This window comes from Acidicapsa acidisoli (genome assembly GCF_025685625.1).
Taxonomy (GTDB): domain Bacteria; phylum Acidobacteriota; class Terriglobia; order Terriglobales; family Acidobacteriaceae; genus Acidicapsa; species Acidicapsa acidisoli.
Genome location: NZ_JAGSYI010000002.1, coordinates 313,666 through 330,374 on the forward strand (window position 1 = coordinate 313,666; position 16,709 = coordinate 330,374).

At 56.7% G+C, this 16,709-nt stretch carries 9 protein-coding genes and 1 tRNA gene; 7 read left to right on the top strand and 3 right to left on the bottom strand.

What is annotated here, in order from left to right:
• Positions 1–161: 161 nt before the first annotated feature.
• The 3 genes from OHL23_RS11330 (at position 162) to OHL23_RS11340 (ending at position 6,354) form a co-directional block, all read left to right on the top strand.
• Positions 162–2,579 (top strand): glycoside hydrolase family 3 N-terminal domain-containing protein, encoded by a 2,418-nt coding sequence (locus tag OHL23_RS11330; protein WP_263351994.1) that lies wholly within the window; start codon positions 162–164, stop codon positions 2,577–2,579.
• 75 nt (positions 2,580–2,654) lie between these two features.
• Positions 2,655–4,961, top strand: coding sequence for a GH92 family glycosyl hydrolase (locus OHL23_RS11335; protein ID WP_263351995.1), 2,307 nt, complete (start codon positions 2,655–2,657; stop codon positions 4,959–4,961).
• Between the two features lie 61 nt (positions 4,962–5,022).
• Positions 5,023–6,354 carry a glycoside hydrolase family 55 protein gene (locus tag OHL23_RS11340; RefSeq protein ID WP_263351996.1) on the top strand — a complete coding sequence of 444 codons (1,332 nt, stop codon included), beginning with the start codon at positions 5,023–5,025 and terminating at the stop codon, positions 6,352–6,354.
• A 449-nt stretch (positions 6,355–6,803) separates the two neighbouring features.
• Here OHL23_RS11340 and OHL23_RS11345 read toward each other — a convergent pair.
• Positions 6,804–6,877 (bottom strand) — tRNA-Gln (locus OHL23_RS11345).
• A gap of 326 nt (positions 6,878–7,203) precedes the next feature.
• Between OHL23_RS11345 and OHL23_RS11350 the strand changes: the two genes are divergently transcribed.
• The 4 genes from OHL23_RS11350 to OHL23_RS11365 all read left to right on the top strand — a co-directional run bounded on the left by OHL23_RS11350 (position 7,204) and on the right by OHL23_RS11365 (position 13,315).
• Positions 7,204–7,596, top strand: coding sequence for a hypothetical protein (locus OHL23_RS11350; RefSeq protein ID WP_263351997.1), 393 nt, complete (start codon positions 7,204–7,206; stop codon positions 7,594–7,596).
• A 75-nt stretch (positions 7,597–7,671) separates the two neighbouring features.
• The gene (locus OHL23_RS11355) at positions 7,672–9,000 is read left to right on the top strand and encodes a TolC family protein (protein WP_263351998.1); all 1,329 of its coding nucleotides are present in this window, start codon (positions 7,672–7,674) and stop codon (positions 8,998–9,000) included.
• On the top strand, positions 8,997–10,154 hold the full coding sequence (locus OHL23_RS11360; RefSeq protein WP_263351999.1) for an efflux RND transporter periplasmic adaptor subunit: 1,158 nt from the start codon (positions 8,997–8,999) through the stop codon (positions 10,152–10,154). Before OHL23_RS11355 ends, OHL23_RS11360 begins: the two co-directional genes overlap by 4 nt.
• Positions 10,154–13,315, top strand: a complete 3,162-nt coding sequence (locus tag OHL23_RS11365; protein ID WP_263352000.1) for an efflux RND transporter permease subunit — start codon at positions 10,154–10,156, stop codon at positions 13,313–13,315. The genes OHL23_RS11360 and OHL23_RS11365 overlap by 1 nt, the downstream gene beginning before the upstream one ends.
• 102 nt (positions 13,316–13,417) lie before the next feature.
• Here the strand turns inward: OHL23_RS11365 and OHL23_RS11370 are convergent, their stop codons facing one another.
• Together OHL23_RS11370 and OHL23_RS11375 are read right to left on the bottom strand one after the other, a co-directional pair.
• A complete protein-coding gene (locus OHL23_RS11370; protein ID WP_263352001.1) occupies positions 13,418–15,991 on the bottom strand; it encodes an ABC transporter permease in 2,574 nt (857 codons plus the stop codon).
• The gene (locus OHL23_RS11375) at positions 15,992–16,708 is read right to left on the bottom strand and encodes an ABC transporter ATP-binding protein (RefSeq protein WP_263352002.1); all 717 of its coding nucleotides are present in this window, start codon (positions 16,706–16,708) and stop codon (positions 15,992–15,994) included.
• Between the last annotated feature and the right edge of the window lies 1 nt (position 16,709).

The following is a 16,709-nucleotide window of genomic DNA, read 5'->3' on the forward strand; positions in this document are numbered from 1 at the left end:
GGTATCTACTGTTAGACGGAGCGCACAATTGTAAAGCCATTTATTTTCAAGTGGATACAGTATGGACAAAAACCGTGCTAACCTTGCCACCAGCTCCGGCGACTCCTTAATGTGAACCTTGCTGGAAAGAACCCTTGGGAATTATGCGCGAGTTGAAGAAAATGGCAGACAAAATGAACGTGCAATCCGGGTATGGCTTCACTTCTCACCAGCGGAGAGGAGAACATGGCTCGCTCATCCGAAGGGCTTCCCTGCTCCTTATGATGCGCAAACCTGACTTGAGCGCGAGGAGAGTCGCGGAAATTCAGTTCCGGACACATCTGGCGAGCGCACTTGCGGTGTTGTCGATTGCATGCCTGGCAGCCGCTCATCCTGTACTAGCCTGGGCGCAAGGCGCCGTTCCGCCGACGGACTCGAATGCCTTGTACAAGCAGCCAGGTGCTCCGATCGATCGCCGTGTCGACGACCTGCTCAGCCGGATGACGCTGGAGGAGAAGGTGCGGCAACTCGACCTCTATTCCGGAGCAACGGCTTTGGTGGATCAGCACAAGGATGACACGCATGCCACATCCGCAGCCCATTTTCTTCCCGACAAAGCGCAGGAGATGTGGGGCGATCTCGGTGTGGGCGCGATCCATGACCTGAATCCGACGCCGGAACAGGCAAACACCATTCAGCAGTGGGTCCTAGCACACAATCGCCTCGGCATTCCGGCGCTGTTTATCGAAGAGGGATTGCACGGATTCGATACGGGAACGGTGTTTCCAGCTCCCATCGGCCTTGCTGCAACCTGGAACCCCGGAATTGTGCAGAAGGTGGGCGCGGCCATTGCCGCTGAGGCGCGCGCGACCGGTGTGGGCATGATCCTCGGTCCGGTTCTGGACCTCGCACGCGAGCCGCGCTGGGGACGCGTCGAGGAGGATTACGGCGAGGACCCCTATCTGACCGGTCAACTAGGGTTGGCCTATGTGCAAGGGGCACATGGAGACTCCCTGAGCAGCGACCACAGCGTGGTGGCCGAGCCTAAGCATTTCGCCGGTCACGGTTCTCCAGAAGGCGGCACGAATACATCGCCGGTGCATATAGGCGAGCGCGAGTTGCGCTCTGTCATGCTCAAGTCGTTCGAGCCGGCGATCCGGGACGGGAAGGCGATGGGCGTGATGGCCGCCTACCACGAAATCGACGGAATCCCGATTACCGCCGACCCATTTCTGCTCAAGAAGATCCTGCGTCAGGAATGGGGATTCCAGGGATTTGTACTTTCCGACCTGGGAGCAATTCAGCGTCTCTACAATGTGCACCACGTTGCCGCGACGCCAAAGGATGCTGTTTGCCTGGGGATCAAGTCCGGGGTCGACATGCAGTTCTACGACTTCGAGCATGAAGTTTTTCAGAAATCGCTCATGGACTGCGTTCACGAGGGTTCGCTTTCGCCGTCGGACCTGGACCGGGCAGTCAGGTCGGTGCTCCGCGTCAAGTTTGCCCTGGGTCTGTTCGATCACCCGCTGATCGATCCCGGTCTGCGCGCCCGAACCTACCGCTCACAAGCTCACCTCGATCTCACACTTGAGGCGGCACGCAAGTCGATGACCTTGCTCAAGAACGATGGCCATCTCTTGCCGCTCTCCAAATCGACGAAGAAGATTGCAGTAATTGGCCCCAACGCCGACGTTGCTCAATACGGAGACTACGAAAATGAGTCGAACGGCGCGCACATCAGTATTCTGGCCGGAATTCGCGCGCTGGTTCCACAAGCGGCTATCGAATTCGACGCGGGCAAGGACATTGCGGCTGCCGTTGCCAAGGCTAAAGACGCAGATGTGGTCATTCTTGGTTTGGGCGAACGGCAAGGCATTTCAGGCGAGGGGTTCGACCGTACCGACCTTGGCTTGCCCGGCAACCAGGAACAACTTTTGGAGGCTGTGGTCGGTGCCGGAAAACCCGTCGTCCTAGTCCTGGAGAATGGCCGGCCATTGACAATCGGTTGGGCGAAGGAGCATGTCCCGGCCATTCTCGAAGCCTGGTATCCAGGAGAGTTCGGAGGCAGAGCGATTGCCGAAACCCTCTTTGGCGACAACAACCCTGCGGGACGGCTTACGATTACGTTTCCACGCAGCCTGGGACAATTGCCCGACTTTTATAACTTTGATCCATCGCGGACGCATAAGTATGTCGATGATGACGGCGCTCCGCTATTTCCCTTTGGATTCGGACTGAGCTATACCTCCTTTCACTACGACCACCTCGCGGTGCAAACTCCATCGCCTGGAAGCAACGGAGACGTCGTAGTAACGGTAGATGTGACCAACGATGGCGACCGGCCAGGAGAAGAAGTGGCTCAACTATATGTGCGGCAAGACGTCGGCAGCGTCGAAACTCCCGACCGTTCCTTGAAGGGCTTCTCCCGAATTGTTCTCAACCCCAGGGAAACGAAGAATGTGACCTTCCGACTTCCTCAAGGTCAGCTCGCGGTGTGGGATACAGAAAATAAATGGACGGTCGAAGCAGGCCAATACACATTGTGGGTTGGTGGATCTTCGCAAGCCTCATTAACTACCAAGTTTGTCATCCACCGGTAAATGGGAACAGAGTCGTGAGCGAAAGCGATTTCTTCGCTGACAATTCCCAACGGACAGACAAGAAAAGAGAGATGAATGAGAACGCATCCAGCGACCTTGGCATTACTTGTCCTTCTAAGTGGCATAACCTCGGCCCAGGTCCACCGGCAGAAAGAGCCGGTTGACTATGTATCTCCTAACATCGGCGGTATCGGCCAACTGCTCACTGCGACTATTCCATATGTTCAGCGGCCGCATGGCATGGTGCGGCTTGCGCCGATCACGACACCAGGAATCACTGACAGGTATCTCGCCGATAAGATATATGGCTTTCCAGCAGGCGCTGCCACATTGATGGCCTCGGTAGGCGAAGTTGGAACCCGCCCGGAAACATACGCATCGGACTTCGACCACGACTTTGAAACTGCGACCCCGTACTACTATGAAGCTGATTTGCAGACCTGGGGGATCAAATCGGAGTTCACCGCGACCGAACAGGCTGCCTACTACCGCTTTACATTTCCAGCCAGCCAGCACGCCCATCTCGTCCTCTCTGCCGCAGATGGCGCCAAACTCCAGGTGACCGGGGTCAACACAGTAGAAGGAAGTCAGAGAATCACAGGTACTGTAGGGAAAACATCGGATACGGACAAAGAAACGCGAGAATATTTTTACGCTAAGTTCTCTCGCCCTCTCCAGTCCTATCAGACGTGGAAGGGGAATGATCTTTCCCATGCCGCCGAGCAGACCGGAGACAACATCGGAATTGTCACGGACATCGGCACGACGGCAGGAGAACAGATTGAAGTTCGAGTTGGTATCTCCTACATCAGCGCGGAGCAAGCCCGCAAAAACCTGGAGCGCGAGATTCCCGGTGGGACATTTGATCAGGTAAAGTCGCAAACCCGCGAGATATGGAACAATGCGCTGGCAGGCATGGATGTAACAGGAGGAACAGAGCGCCAGCGCACTATCTTTTACACGGCGCTCTACCGGTCTCTCGGCCGCATGACCGACATTACCGAGGACGGGAAGTACTTCAGTGGCTACGATCACTCCGTGCACGATGCAGGTGGTCACGATTTCTATATCGACGACGGACTTTGGGATACCTACCGTTCACTTCACCCGTTGCAGCTCCTGTTGAACTCGCGTCAACAGGAAGATATGGTGCGCTCCTATCTCCGCATGTATGAGCAAGACGGCTGGCTCCCGTCGTTTCCTTCCGTGGCCGGAGAGCAGGCGGTCATGATCGGCCACCACGCGGCCCCATTCATTCTCGATCTCTATGCCAAAGGCTATCGCGACTTTGATGTGAACGAGGCATACGCTGCCATGCGAAAGAATGCCACGGAGGCAACCATGCTTCCGTGGAGACGAGGGCCGCTGACCAGCCTCGATCATGTATATTTCGACAAGGGATTTTTCCCCGCGTTGCTTCCGGGAGAGAAGGAGACCGCTCCGGAAGTAACTCCTGAGAAGAGACAAGCAGTCTCGGTTACATTGGAGAACAGCTACGATGATTGGTGCGTCGCTCAACTCGCCAAGGCTTTGGGCAAACAATCGGATGCCGCTTACTTCGGCAAGTTAGCAGCCAACTATCGAAACGTCTTCGACACCGGCATTGGATTTATGGCTCCGAAGGGCGCTGACGGTAATTGGATTGCAGGCTTCGATCCAAAGCTAGGCGGAGGACAGGGAGGCAGGGATTACTTCACGGAAGTCGACTCCTGGATTTATACCTTCAATGTCCAGCACGATCCTTCCGGACTTATCCAGCTCTTTGGCGGCCGCGATGCATTCAATGCAAAACTGGACCGCCTGTTCGTGGAGCAGTACGGCACATCTAAATTCAGTTTCCTCGGCCAGTTTCCAGATGCCACCGGGTTGGTCGGGCTGTATGCGCAGGGCAATGAACCAAGCTTTCATATTCCCTATCTCTACGACTTTTCAGGCCAACCATGGAAAACACAGCGTCGTGTTAGGCAGCTTATGGACGTCTGGTACGGAGACGGCCCGTTGGGCATTCCTGGAGACGACGACGGTGGTGCAACGTCCTCCTGGTATGTCTTCAGCGCCTTGGGCTTCTATCCCGTATGCCCCGGCGTTCCTATTTATGAAATAGGCAGTCCGATCTTTGCCAAGACCGCTATTCGCCAGGGAAATGGAAAGCTGTTCACGATTGTTGCGAATCATGTCTCAGACCAAAACAAATACATTCAGTCGGCTCAATTGAACGGCAAGCCGCTCGACAGACCGTGGTTTCCACACTCGGCCGTCGCCAATGGCGGGTCGCTGGTTCTTGAAATGGGCGACAAGCCAAATACTAAGTGGGGCAGCAGCCAGGAGGACGCTCCGCCGTCGACCAGCGATGAACATTTAGGCTTGCCCACGGCGGAATAGCTGAAGTTACCGCGTATTTCTAGTCCGATATCTCCAGTCGACGCAAATCAGAGGAGCAGAAATGACACTTCGCAACAGAGGGACTTCTTCGCGGCGAGATCTTCTTTCCCTGGGCGCCGCCGGTGCCATGGGATTACTGAGCACGCCAGGAGTTGCTTTTGCCGCCGAGCGGGAACAAGGAGCCACTCATGATTCATTGAATGTCAGAACCTTCGGTGCCGCGGGCGACGCAGCAACCGATGATACCGCCGCATTCCAACGCGCGCTCGATGCCGCGCACACATCCGGAGGCGGAGCAGTGTATGTGCCGCCTGGGCGGTATCTCTTCAAAGGGACGCTCACAATCCCCGACGGAGTAAGCCTTCGCGGATCCTTTGGCTGCGTGCCGTCGCATACTGGAATTCGAGACCATGGGCAACTGAAGCCGGGCGACGACGGGAGCGCCTTGTTTGTTGCCGCAGGCCACGGGAGCGAAGACGGGAAGCCGTTTCTCACCTTGAATACAAACAGCTCCGTCAGCGGCATGACCTTCTATTATCCTGAGCAGGTCTCGGACGGAACTCCCGTTCCCTATCCGTGGACCATCGCCATGCGCGGTAAGAATCCAGCGGCATTCGATCTCGAACTGCTCAATCCTTACCAGGGCATCGACGCCAGCCAAAACGAACGCCACAACATTCGCAACATTACCGGTCAACCTTTGCGGCGCGGAATCTGGGTCGACGCCATCTACGACATCGGCCGCATCGAGAACGTTCATTTCAACCCCTGGTGGAGTTCGCACAGTAAGGTCTACCAATGGCAAACCGCCAATGGCGAGGCGTTTATCTTCGGCCGCGCGGATTGGGAGTATGTGCTCAATACCTTCTGTTTCGGCTATCGCGTGGGATACAAATTTGTAGAGACTAAGACCGGTGCGTGCAACGGAAATTTCCTGGGAATCGGAGCGGACGACTGCAACCGCGCCATGCTGGTGGAGCAATCCGCACCCTACGGCATTCTTATCGCCAACGGAGAGTTCACCTCATTTCACGGCGACGATCCCACCATGCTTGAAGTTAACAACACCAATACCGGAGTTATTCGAATCAGCAACAGTGCGTTCTGGGGTCCATGCAATCAGATAGCCAGGGTCGGCGGGCAAGGTACCGTGGGCTTTAGCGACTGCACGTTCGTACAGTGGAGCGATACCGGAGACCACGCTGCGATCCAGGCGTCCTCTGGCAGTCTACTCGTGCGGGGATGTGAATTCCGTCAGTCAAAGCGGCATATTTCCATTGGTAAATCCATCGAACGCGCAGTTATCACTGGCAACCTATTCGAGGGCGCAGCGCAGATAGAGAACGCCTCGACAATGGACGTCCAGATTGGATTGAATGCTGCATCGCGTTGATTGGCATTGCGCGCATCGTTGCATCGATCATCAGATAGTGGTTCGTCTTGTCGCCCACCAAAGCGTAAAAGCCCTGCTCCCACACGCCTGTACTGGCCCAGCGCATGAAGCGCTTATACTTCCCGTAGCGTTCCGGCAGGTCATGCCGGAGTGCACCGGAGTGCAAACCCACAACACTCCGTTTACGAACAGACGGTTGTCCATCCTACGTCGCCTATCTCCTTTTCGCCCGGGAAGCAAATCCTTCCTCTGCCCCACTGCCATTCGCTCAACTCGTACCGGCTTGCTATACCTCCACTCCAACAGCCAGCGAAAAATTGTGAATGGCAAGCGCCCGACGCTCAATAAAGAGAGTCGGGCGCTTTACTTTCATCAGGAGTGGCGCAAAAAGTGGGACATTGCCTGTTTATAAGGGATGCAAATTGACGCTTAAGCTGTTGATTCTAAATTGGCTGCCCCTCAGGGATTCGAACCCCGATATGCTGAGTCAGAGTCAGCTGTCCTACCATTGAACGAAAGGGCAAACGGCGAAGTTTCCGCTTTTGAAACTCTAATGACGTCTTTGATGGCCAAGGGGCGGCGGAGGGCCTGACCGGAACAGCCATCTGCTTCATCATACGAGGTCTTGCGATCACGGTCAATCGATCGCAACTCGGAAAAGATCTGCGCCCGAACGATCCAAAACGTGACTCCCTCCTTCGCTTTTCGTCTATATAGATGTCGATTTCAAGCTGGCTTATCAACTCCTTACGAATTCCCTATCGTCCACTTATCGTCACCACTTGAAACTGAGAGTTAACAAAACCTGGGTTTTCAATCGCTTCCCCTAAGGTAGAATCTGGTTTAACGATGGAGATCATCCTAAATATCGCCTGGGCCGTGTGCTCTCTGGGGCTGATCTGGATCTGGAGCCGGAACGCCGACTCCGATTCGGTTCCGCGCAGAACTCAGGTTCTGGCGCTGGCGATGGTCGTGCTTCTTCTGCTGCCGGTGATCTCCCTGAGCGACGATCTCATGGCCATGCAAGGACCCGCGGAGTCGGATACATGTCTTCGTAGAGCGCTGCACTCGGACGATACGCATCCGTCGTGGGCGCCGACGTCCTTCGCCTTGCCGGAGCAGATGGTAACGGCCCTCACTTTGAGCGGGTATTCGCAGGAGGTGCTTGAAGAATACAGCCCGGCAACTCCCGGAGCCTCCCTTACGCGCTCTCTCGACAGCCGCCCTCCTCCGCTGGCGTAAGCGCTCCTTGTCGAACCTCCTCAAAACTTATGTGTATTTTCCGGTGACCGCCAAGTTGCGGCTCCCAAGGGTGTCATGAAACGACTCACTGTATGGTTGTATGCAGCCGTAGTGCTGCCTGTGGCGCTGTCTGCCCGTCCTGGAAGCAGTCAAGCGAGCCCAGTTGGCTCGGCAGCTGCTCCTGTGCCGCAGACAGTTGCGGGACAAGCCCTGACCTGGGATCAAGTCAAGGCTCGCTTTGAAGCAGCAAATCCTGCACTCAAGGCCGACGCGCTGGGCGTGGACGAAATGAAGGCGGAAGAGACGACCGCCTATCTCAGGCCAAATCCGCAATTCACATTTTCTGAAGACGGTCTGCAACTTGCGCCCCACAACGGGGTCTGGCAGCCGCTGATTGGCGTTCAGGAACAGTCGAATCTGGGCTACCTGATTGAGCGCGAGCATAAGCGTCAACTTAGGCTTGAGACGGCCAAGGATGCAACGAGGGTCGCTGAGTCGAGCCACGAGGATCTGGAACGCAACATGATCTTCAATCTGCGTTCCGCTTTCGTTCAGACCCTTCAGGCCAAGGCTGTGGTCAAGCTTGCCCACGACGATCTGGAATACTACGACAAGATCATCGACATCAGCCGCACTCGTTTTCACGCCGGAGACATCGCACAGATCGACCTGGATCGTATCGAATTGCTGCGTGTGCAGTATGAGTCCGAACTGCAGACGGCGCTGGTGAACCTTCGTACTTCCAAGATTCAACTATTGCAATTGTTGAATGACCGGACGCCGGTAGAGCAATTTGACGTCGAAGGTCCATTCACCTTTTCTGATCAGTTGAAACAACTGGAAGAATTCCGGCAGACGGCGCTCGACAACAGGCCGGACCTGCGGGCGGCACTGCAGACCATCGAAGAATCGAAGGCGGCCCATAAACTGGCCGTGGCAAATGGTTCCACGGATCCGACCCTGAGTGGCTGGTATACGCACAATCCATCGTTCAATAACCCGAACGACGTTAATACGCTGGGCTTGAGCGTGAGCATTCCGCTTCGCATCTTTGACCGCAACCAGGGAGAAAAGAAGCGCACACAGATCGATATCGATCGCTCGCAGCAGTTGACCGAGTCCGCGCGCGCGCAGGTTTTCAGCGATGTGGACTCCGCATATGCACAGGTCGACAGCAATATCACGCTGCTCAAGCCTTACAGGGACAAGTACCTTGCGCAGTCCACGCGGGTGCGCGATACGGTGACTTTTGCGTATCAGCGCGGCGGGGCTTCGCTGATGGATTTTCTCAATGCGCAAAGCGATTATCGCGTAGTGCAATTGGCCTATCTGCAACTGATCGGCACTTATCTAACGGCGGCCAGCCAACTGAATCTTGCAGTTGGACGCGAGGTGATTCAATGATGCAGATTCGAGCTAAGAACCTTTCTGGATTAGGTATATTCGGTCTTTTACTGATAACAAGCATCTCCTTCACGGCTTGCAAAAAGCAGGAGTCGGGCGACGGCGCCCCACCGGAGCCACAGGTCCAACATGTCTCCGATATGAACCTGATCTCGGTAGATGCGAACAAGGTGCACCAGTTCCCACTGCAAGCTGCCGAGAAGCTGGAAGAAGCGTCGCAGCTGTCTGCAACCGGCTCGGTAAATCCCGACGTCTCGCGGGAGATTCCGGTTATCTCCCTGGCCAACGGACGAGTCGTCGACATAAAGGCGCGCCTTGACGATTATGTGAAGAAGGGCGACCTGCTCATCAAGGTTCAAAGCCCGGATGTTTCGGGTGCATATGATACCTATCTCAAAGCGGTGAACGACGAGCAGTTGGCCAACAAGGCATATCTGCGTTCAAAGGAACTCTTCGACCACGGTGCGATATCGCAAGCGACGCTGGAGCAGGCGGAAGACACCGAGAAGGATGCTCAAGCCGATCTGACCGCAGCAGAAGAGAACCTCAAAACGCTAGGCGTCGACAAGAATCACCCCAACAGCCTGGTAAACGTTTATGCGCCAATTTCTGGCGTCATTATTGCTCAGAACGTGACCCAGGCTGCAGCCGCGGGCGTAACGCTCTCGGGCACAGCCACTGCTTTCACGATTGCTGATCTTTCAACCGTGTGGATCATCTGCGACGTCTTCGAAAACGACATTTCAAAGATTCACCTCGGGCAGTCCGCTCAGATCCACATCAATGCCTACCCGGACAAAGTCTTGACAGGCCGCATCAGCGACATCGGCCCGGTGCTTGACCCAAGTATCCGCACGGCCAAGGTGAGGCTCGAGGTTCCAAACCCTGGCATTCTCAAGCTCGGGATGTTTGTGACCGCGACGTTTGAGAGCAAGACTCTGCAAACCTACACCGCGGTTCCCTCAACTGCGGTTCTGCACCTGCATGATCGAGACTGGGTCTTCGTGCCCGCCGGCAGCAGCCAGTTCAAACGGACGGAAGTTCGGGGCGGAAGAATACTGCCAAGTGGCAAACAGGAGATTCTGAGCGGCCTGACTGTTGGCCAGCAGGTCGTAACCAATGCGCTGGATCTGGAAAGCACGGTGAGCCAGTAATGATTCGCGCCTTGGTTGATTTTGCGCTCAAAAATCGCTGGCTGGTGCTGGGCGGGGTCATCGTGCTTACTGCGTGGGGTGTGATTTCGTTTCGCAATCTGCCGATCGAAGCCTATCCGGATGTAGCCAATAACTACGTTCAGATCATCACGCAATGGCCTGGCCGTTCGGCGGAAGAGATCGAGCGGCAGGTCACGGTACCGGTAGAAATCCAGATGGCCGGCATTCCGCACATGACGCACCTGCGGTCCTTCTCTCTGGCAGGCATATCGAGCCTGACGCTGACCTTCGATGATGAATCGATCAACGATGTCAATCGCGAACACACGCTGGAACGGCTCTCTCAGGTAACTCTGCCGGCTGGGCTTCAGCCGCAGATGGGCACCGACTGGAGCCCTGTTGGACAGATCTACTGGTACACCCTTGAAAGCACCAATCCCGCTTACGATGCGATGGAGAAAAAGTCGCTCGAAGACTGGTCGATGGAGAAGACCTTCAAGGGCGTAAAGGGCGTAGTCGACGTGGCCAGCTTCGGCGGCCCTACGCGGGAGTACCAGATCAAGCTTGACCCGGATAAGCTCATCTCCTACGGACTCAGTATCGGTCAGGTCGAGCAGCAGGTAGCGAACAATAACACCAATGCGGGTGGCAGCTTTATCGAGCAGGGCGCGCAGCAGGTGAACGTGCAGTCGGTGGGTCTTTATACCAATGTCACCGACATTGAAAACACCGTAATCAAGACACAATCCGGCACGGCGCTGAAGATCAAGGATATTGGCGTCGTTACGCAGGGGCCTAAGATCCGGCTTGGACAGATCGGCCGCGCGTGGCACCACCCGGATGGCACAATCGTCGACAACGACGACACTGTCGAAGGCGTGTTGCTGCTGCAGAAAGGCGACGACTCTGACCCGGTTTTGAAAGGCATCGAAGCCAAGGTTGCAGAGCTGAATGGGCACATTCTCCCGCCCGGAGTAAAGATAGTTCCCTTCCTCGACCGGTCCGACCTGGTGCACTTCACCGTGCACACGGTCGAGCACAACCTTGCAGAGGGCGTGATTCTCGTTTCGCTCATCTTGTTTGTCTTCCTGGGGAATGTCCGCGGCGCAATCATTGTGGCTCTGACCATTCCGTTCTCGCTGCTGTTTGCATCGATTCTGCTGAACCTGAACCACATTCCAGCCAACCTGCTGTCGCTCGGAGCGCTCGACTTCGGCATGGTTGTGGATGGCGCAGTCGTGATGATTGAAAACATCATCCGACACCTGGCGCACAAAAACGACCCCCATACGCCACAGCAAAAGATCCGGGATGCAGCGCAGGAAGTCCAAAAGCCTGTCTTCTTCGCCATCGCCATCATCATCACCGCGTATCTGCCTATTTTTACTCTGCAGGCCGTGGAGGGAAGGCTCTTCAAGCCGATGGCCTGGACGGTGGCCTTTGCGCTGCTGGGAGCTTTGACCTTCTCCATCATCGTCGCTCCAGTTTTGGCCAGTCTGCTTTTCAGCAAGGGTGCGAAAGAGTGGGAGAACCCGCTGATGGGCTTCCTCGTGAGGCACTATCGCACCAGCGTCCGATGGGCCATCATGAATCGCAAGATCACTGTCGGCGTGGCGCTTGTGATCTTTGCCATCGCTATGTGGCTCAACTTTGGAGGCGTGATTGGATCGGAGTTCCTGCCTCATCTGGATGAAGGCGCGATCTGGGTGCGCGGTTCCCTTGCTCCAAGCGAAGGACCCACAACCAGCATCGACTTCACCAACCGCGCGCGTCTTGCCCTTGCGGCATTTCCGGAGGTAACTCAGGTAGTCAGCCAGACCGGACGACCGGACGACGGCACCGATGTAACCGGCTTCTTCAATACGGAGTACTTCGTCGATCTCAAACAGAAAGAAGATTGGCGGCCGGTCTTCCATCAGAACAAGGAAGAGCTGATCGCCGCGATGGATAAAGAGCTTGAGAGCAAGTTCGCCGGAGTGATCTGGAATTTCTCTCAGCCGATCTCGGACAACATGGAAGAAGCTGTCTCTGGCGTCAAAGGCGAACTGGCCGTGAAGCTCTACGGCGATGACTTGAAGGTCCTCGAATCCAAAGCGCAGGAGATCGTAGACCTGATGAGCAAGGTCAAGGGCGTCGAGGATCTGGGCATCTTTCGCATCATCGGACAGCCCAACCTGAATTTCACCGTGGACCGTCAGGCCGCAGCTCGCTTCGGCATCAACGTCGCGGACGTGCAAGACGCGATCCAGACTGCTGTAGGCGGAGCAGCCGAAACGCAGGTGCAACAGGGCGAAGCACGTTATGACGTAACGGTGCGCTATCTGCCAAAATATCGCGACACACGCGATGCCATCGAGAATATACGCTTGCTCTCGCCGACGGGAGAACGCGTTTCGCTGGCGCAGGTGACGCATGTGTCCACCGACGACGGCGCTGAGGAGATCTACCGCGAAGGTGGCCAACGGTATATCGCAATCAAGTACTCGGTCCGCGGGCGCGACCTTGGATCAACGGTGGAAGAAGCCCTCGAAAAGGTGAATCGGCTGGTCAAGCTACCGCCGGGATACCACACCGAGTGGGCCGGTGAATACGAAAGTCAGAAGCGAGCGAACGCGCGCCTGGCCATTATTGTTCCTGTAACCCTGGCATGTATCTTCCTGATCCTCTACATCATGTTCGGATCGTTCAAATGGGCGTTCCTGATCATGGCCAGCGTTTTCATGTCCTCGATCGGTGGCCCGCTGGCGCTGTTTCTAACGCATACGAACTTCAGCGTCTCGTCGGCGGTCGGCTTCCTCGCGCTCTTCGGCGTTTCGGTGCAGACCGGCGTGATCATGCTGGAGTACATCAACCAACTGCGTGCACGTAGAAGGGGCATGCAGGAGGATCGCAAGACGAACATCATCGAAGCCGCGATCGAAGGAGCGGTGCTTCGCTTGCGTCCCATCATGATGACGATGCTGGTGGCGACTCTCGGTCTGATGCCTGCGGCCTTCTCGCATGGCATCGGGTCGGATTCACAGCGGCCGTTCGCAATCGTCATCGTCGGCGGCCTTCTGGCCAACTTGGTAATCGGAATCTTCCTGTTGCCTACGCTGTATGTAATGTTCGCAGGCGACAACGACAAGTTGCCCAAGATTGAAGGGGACGAGGAGTTCTGAGGTAGCTTCCTGCCTTCGTCCACGACAAAATCCCAGAAGCACGATGAAGGCGCGAACGTAAGTTCGCGCCTTCATCGTTTCCCTGCTTCACGCCAGTATTCGTTACTCCCCGCGCAACACTTCCAGGGGTCGTAAGCCAAGGATGCGATAACTCGCTAGCCAGCCGGTTGCGGCAGCCAGAATGGCTGTGCCCACTAAAGCGATCAGAGTAGCACGCCACTCAAAATGCCATTGCGCTTCGAGCTTACGCAGCAGCACGCGAGTGAGCAGGTTGGCAAAGATGGCGCCGACTGTACCCGCCAGAAGACCAAGCACGCTGAACTCCACGCTGAAGATACGAATGATGCGCCAGCGCGTTGCTCCAAGCGTCTTCAGCACGACCGCTTCCCGAGTGCGGCGAAAGCGCGTACTGGCAATGCTCGAAGCCAGAATCATCAGGCCAGCAAAAATCGAAAATCCAGCAAGAAAGCGAACCACGAAAGTAATCTGATTGACCACGGTTTCGATGCGGTCGAGGACGTCGGCCAGATTAATGACCGTAACCGTCGGAAACGCCGCAAAGAGGGCGCGTTCGATCATTGATACTTGCTTCGAATCGACCCTCGCAGCGCCATACCAGACTACAGGCGCGTCTTTAAGCAAACCGGACGGCAAGAGGAAGCTGCTGCGGCCACCGATGTGCTGTTCGTCGGCGCGGAAGGTCGCAGCGACTGTGAGTTGCATCACCTTTCCCTCGACTTCAACAGCAACAGCAGAACCGACGCCAACGTGAATGCGCTGCGCAATGCCTTCGCCGATGGCCATCTGATGCGCGTTGGGGTCGCTCCACCATTTGCCTTGCCGGATCTTGTCTCCTTCCGGCAGCGTGTCCGCCCAACTCAGCGACACACTCTCGAGCATGCGGCGTGGAAAATGTTCGACTTTCAGTTTTTCCAGCGGAACACCATTGAGCGAAACAAATCTCCCACTGATGACCGGAAGCAACTCCAACTGATCCTGGACACCTGGCTGCGTCTTGAAAAACTTTTGCATTCCCGGGACTTCGTCCGAGGTAACGTCGACAAGGAAGATGTTCGGCAGCTTCGGCGAGGCAGTCTCCTGAATCTCACGCAGCACCTGGGACTGCATCAGGTAGACGGCCAGAATCAGCATCACTCCGGTGCCAAGAGCAGCGAGCACGGCAGCCGACTGATTGCCCGGGCGATAGAGATTAGCCAGTCCCTGGCGCAGATATTGCGGCAAATGCAGGCGCACAATCTTGAGCAGCCAACGCAGCAGGCGCAGAAATCCAGCAGAAAGCAGGAGCAGAACAATGAGAATAGCCGCGAGAGACGCGCCGAACCATGTGCCGACCTGCGCGGAATCGCTCAGCGCGGCGGCGATTGCAGTCAGCGCTACCAGAATCACGACGGCCGCGGCAATCTGGAGCTTGCGCTGTCCCCAGTGACGCAGAAAGGCGACAAATCCGCGCTCCTCCGCTTGCTCCACCATGCGGCGCAAAACAAGGATGGGCCGCACCTGACGGACATCGAGCAACGGAGGGAGGCAGAAGAGCAGCGTGGTCAGCAGACCCGTTGCAAGGCCAGCCAGAGCCGACCGCCATGGAAAGGAAAGCGTCGCGTGTACCGGCAGCAAATTGCCGAAGACCGCCGGAAGCGCCAGCATTACGCCCGCGCCGGCAGCCACTCCGACAAGCGCGCCAGCCAGTCCCAGACCCATCGTTTGCAGTAGAAAAATGCGCAGCAGATCGCCGGAGCCAGCACCAATCGCTTTCAGGATCGCCAGCACATCCATGCGCTGTTCGAGATGCGCGTGCATCGACATGGCGACGCCAATTGCACCAAGCACCATGGCCACCAGGCAAATGAGACTTAGGATCGCAGTAGCGCGGTCCAGGCCCTCCGTCAACGCGGGGTTGCCCTCACGGTAGTCCATCACCTGCGCTTCCGGCAGCATGGCCTCGACCTGCTTGCGGACGGCCGCGAGTTGAACCGTGGTCTGCAGCGTGGTCGGTAGTTGCAATAAGAGCCGTTCGTTAGCCCGGCTGCCGGGGGCGAGCAGATTAGTTGAATCGAGAGCCGCTCGGGAGATAAGCACACGCGGCCCCAGGCCAGCTCCGGCCGTGATGCGGTCTGGCTCCTGAACAAGCCGGGCGGCAATGCGGAAGTTGTGACCGCCCAGGCGCAGCGTATCACCGACTTTGGCTTTCAGCCGGATCAGAAACTCATCGGCAACGACAACGGAGTTGGCTGTCAACGCGGAGGCGAGCGGCATATCCGGATCAAGCTCAGCTTTTCCGTAATACGGATATGCAGCGGGATCGACGGCCTTGAGCGATACGAGGATCGGGACCGGATCGGGTGGGACCGAGGCCATCGAGATGGTTTCCGTTACCCATGTGCTGCGGATTCCCTGCCCCTTGAGCGAGTCGACCTTCTGCCGCTCTGCCGCTGAGGGTTGCTGATTGGTTCGCGCTGAGAGATCGCCTGCCATCAACGAACGCGCCTCACGTGTGAGTGTCGAGCGGAAACTCTCGCTGAACCCGCGAACGCCGACAAGCGCAGCGACACCGACAGCAACCGAGAGAACTACAAAGATGAACTTGCCGGGAGCGGAGCGCAGATCGCGACCGGCGATGATGGCCGCGCGTGACCAGGTGAGAGATCGCTGTGCCATCTACTGAATCCCATCCTGAATTCCGCTCGCCACGGCAACTGGCTCAGCCGACAGAATGTCTTCCACCACCAGGCCGTCCCGCAACACGATCTTGCGGTGTGCCAGCGCGGCGACCTGCGGATCGTGGGTTACCAGAACGAGGGTGGTTCCTGCGTCCCGGTTGCGGCTCAGAAGCAATTCGAGTACTTTTTCGCCGTTCACGGAGTCGAGGTTGCCGGTAGGTTCGTCGGCCATGACAATAGGCGGTTCGACGATGAAGGCTCGCGCCAGCGCAACACGTTGCTGTTCGCCGCCGGAGAGTTGCACGGGGTAGTGATCGACGCGCTCGGCGAGGCCCACCTGTGTCAGCAATTTACGGGCACGGTCGATACCGCTCCCCGGCAGATTAAGTTCGAAGGGCAACAGCACATTTTCTAGCGCAGTGAGCGTCGGAATCAGTTGGTACGACTGAAAAACAAACCCCAGCTTCTGGCCTCGCACGGCGGAAAGCGCTTCTTCTTCCAGATTGTGAATCGGCGTGCCGTCGAGCCAGATTTCGCCTTCGCTAGGCGTATCGAGGCCGGCAAGCAGGCCCAGCAACGTGCTCTTTCCGCTACCGCTGGCCCCAACAATCGCTACAAACTGACCCGAAGGGATGCTTATGTCGATCCCCTTCAAAATCTCGACTCGTCTTGAGCCGTTCTGAATCCACTTCCTCACCCCGCGCACTTCAATCATC

Coding starts and splice junctions, on each gene's coding strand:
- OHL23_RS11330 (WP_263351994.1), top strand. CDS start 162: ATGGCAGACAAAATGAACGTGCAATCCGGGTATGGCTTCACTTCTCAC.
- OHL23_RS11335 (WP_263351995.1), top strand. CDS start 2,655: ATGAGAACGCATCCAGCGACCTTGGCATTACTTGTCCTTCTAAGTGGC.
- OHL23_RS11340 (WP_263351996.1), top strand. CDS start 5,023: ATGACACTTCGCAACAGAGGGACTTCTTCGCGGCGAGATCTTCTTTCC.
- OHL23_RS11350 (WP_263351997.1), top strand. CDS start 7,204: ATGGAGATCATCCTAAATATCGCCTGGGCCGTGTGCTCTCTGGGGCTG.
- OHL23_RS11355 (WP_263351998.1), top strand. CDS start 7,672: ATGAAACGACTCACTGTATGGTTGTATGCAGCCGTAGTGCTGCCTGTG.
- OHL23_RS11360 (WP_263351999.1), top strand. CDS start 8,997: ATGATGCAGATTCGAGCTAAGAACCTTTCTGGATTAGGTATATTCGGT.
- OHL23_RS11365 (WP_263352000.1), top strand. CDS start 10,154: ATGATTCGCGCCTTGGTTGATTTTGCGCTCAAAAATCGCTGGCTGGTG.
- OHL23_RS11370 (WP_263352001.1), bottom strand. CDS start 15,991: ATGGCACAGCGATCTCTCACCTGGTCACGCGCGGCCATCATCGCCGGT.
- OHL23_RS11375 (WP_263352002.1), bottom strand. CDS start 16,708: ATGATTGAAGTGCGCGGGGTGAGGAAGTGGATTCAGAACGGCTCAAGA.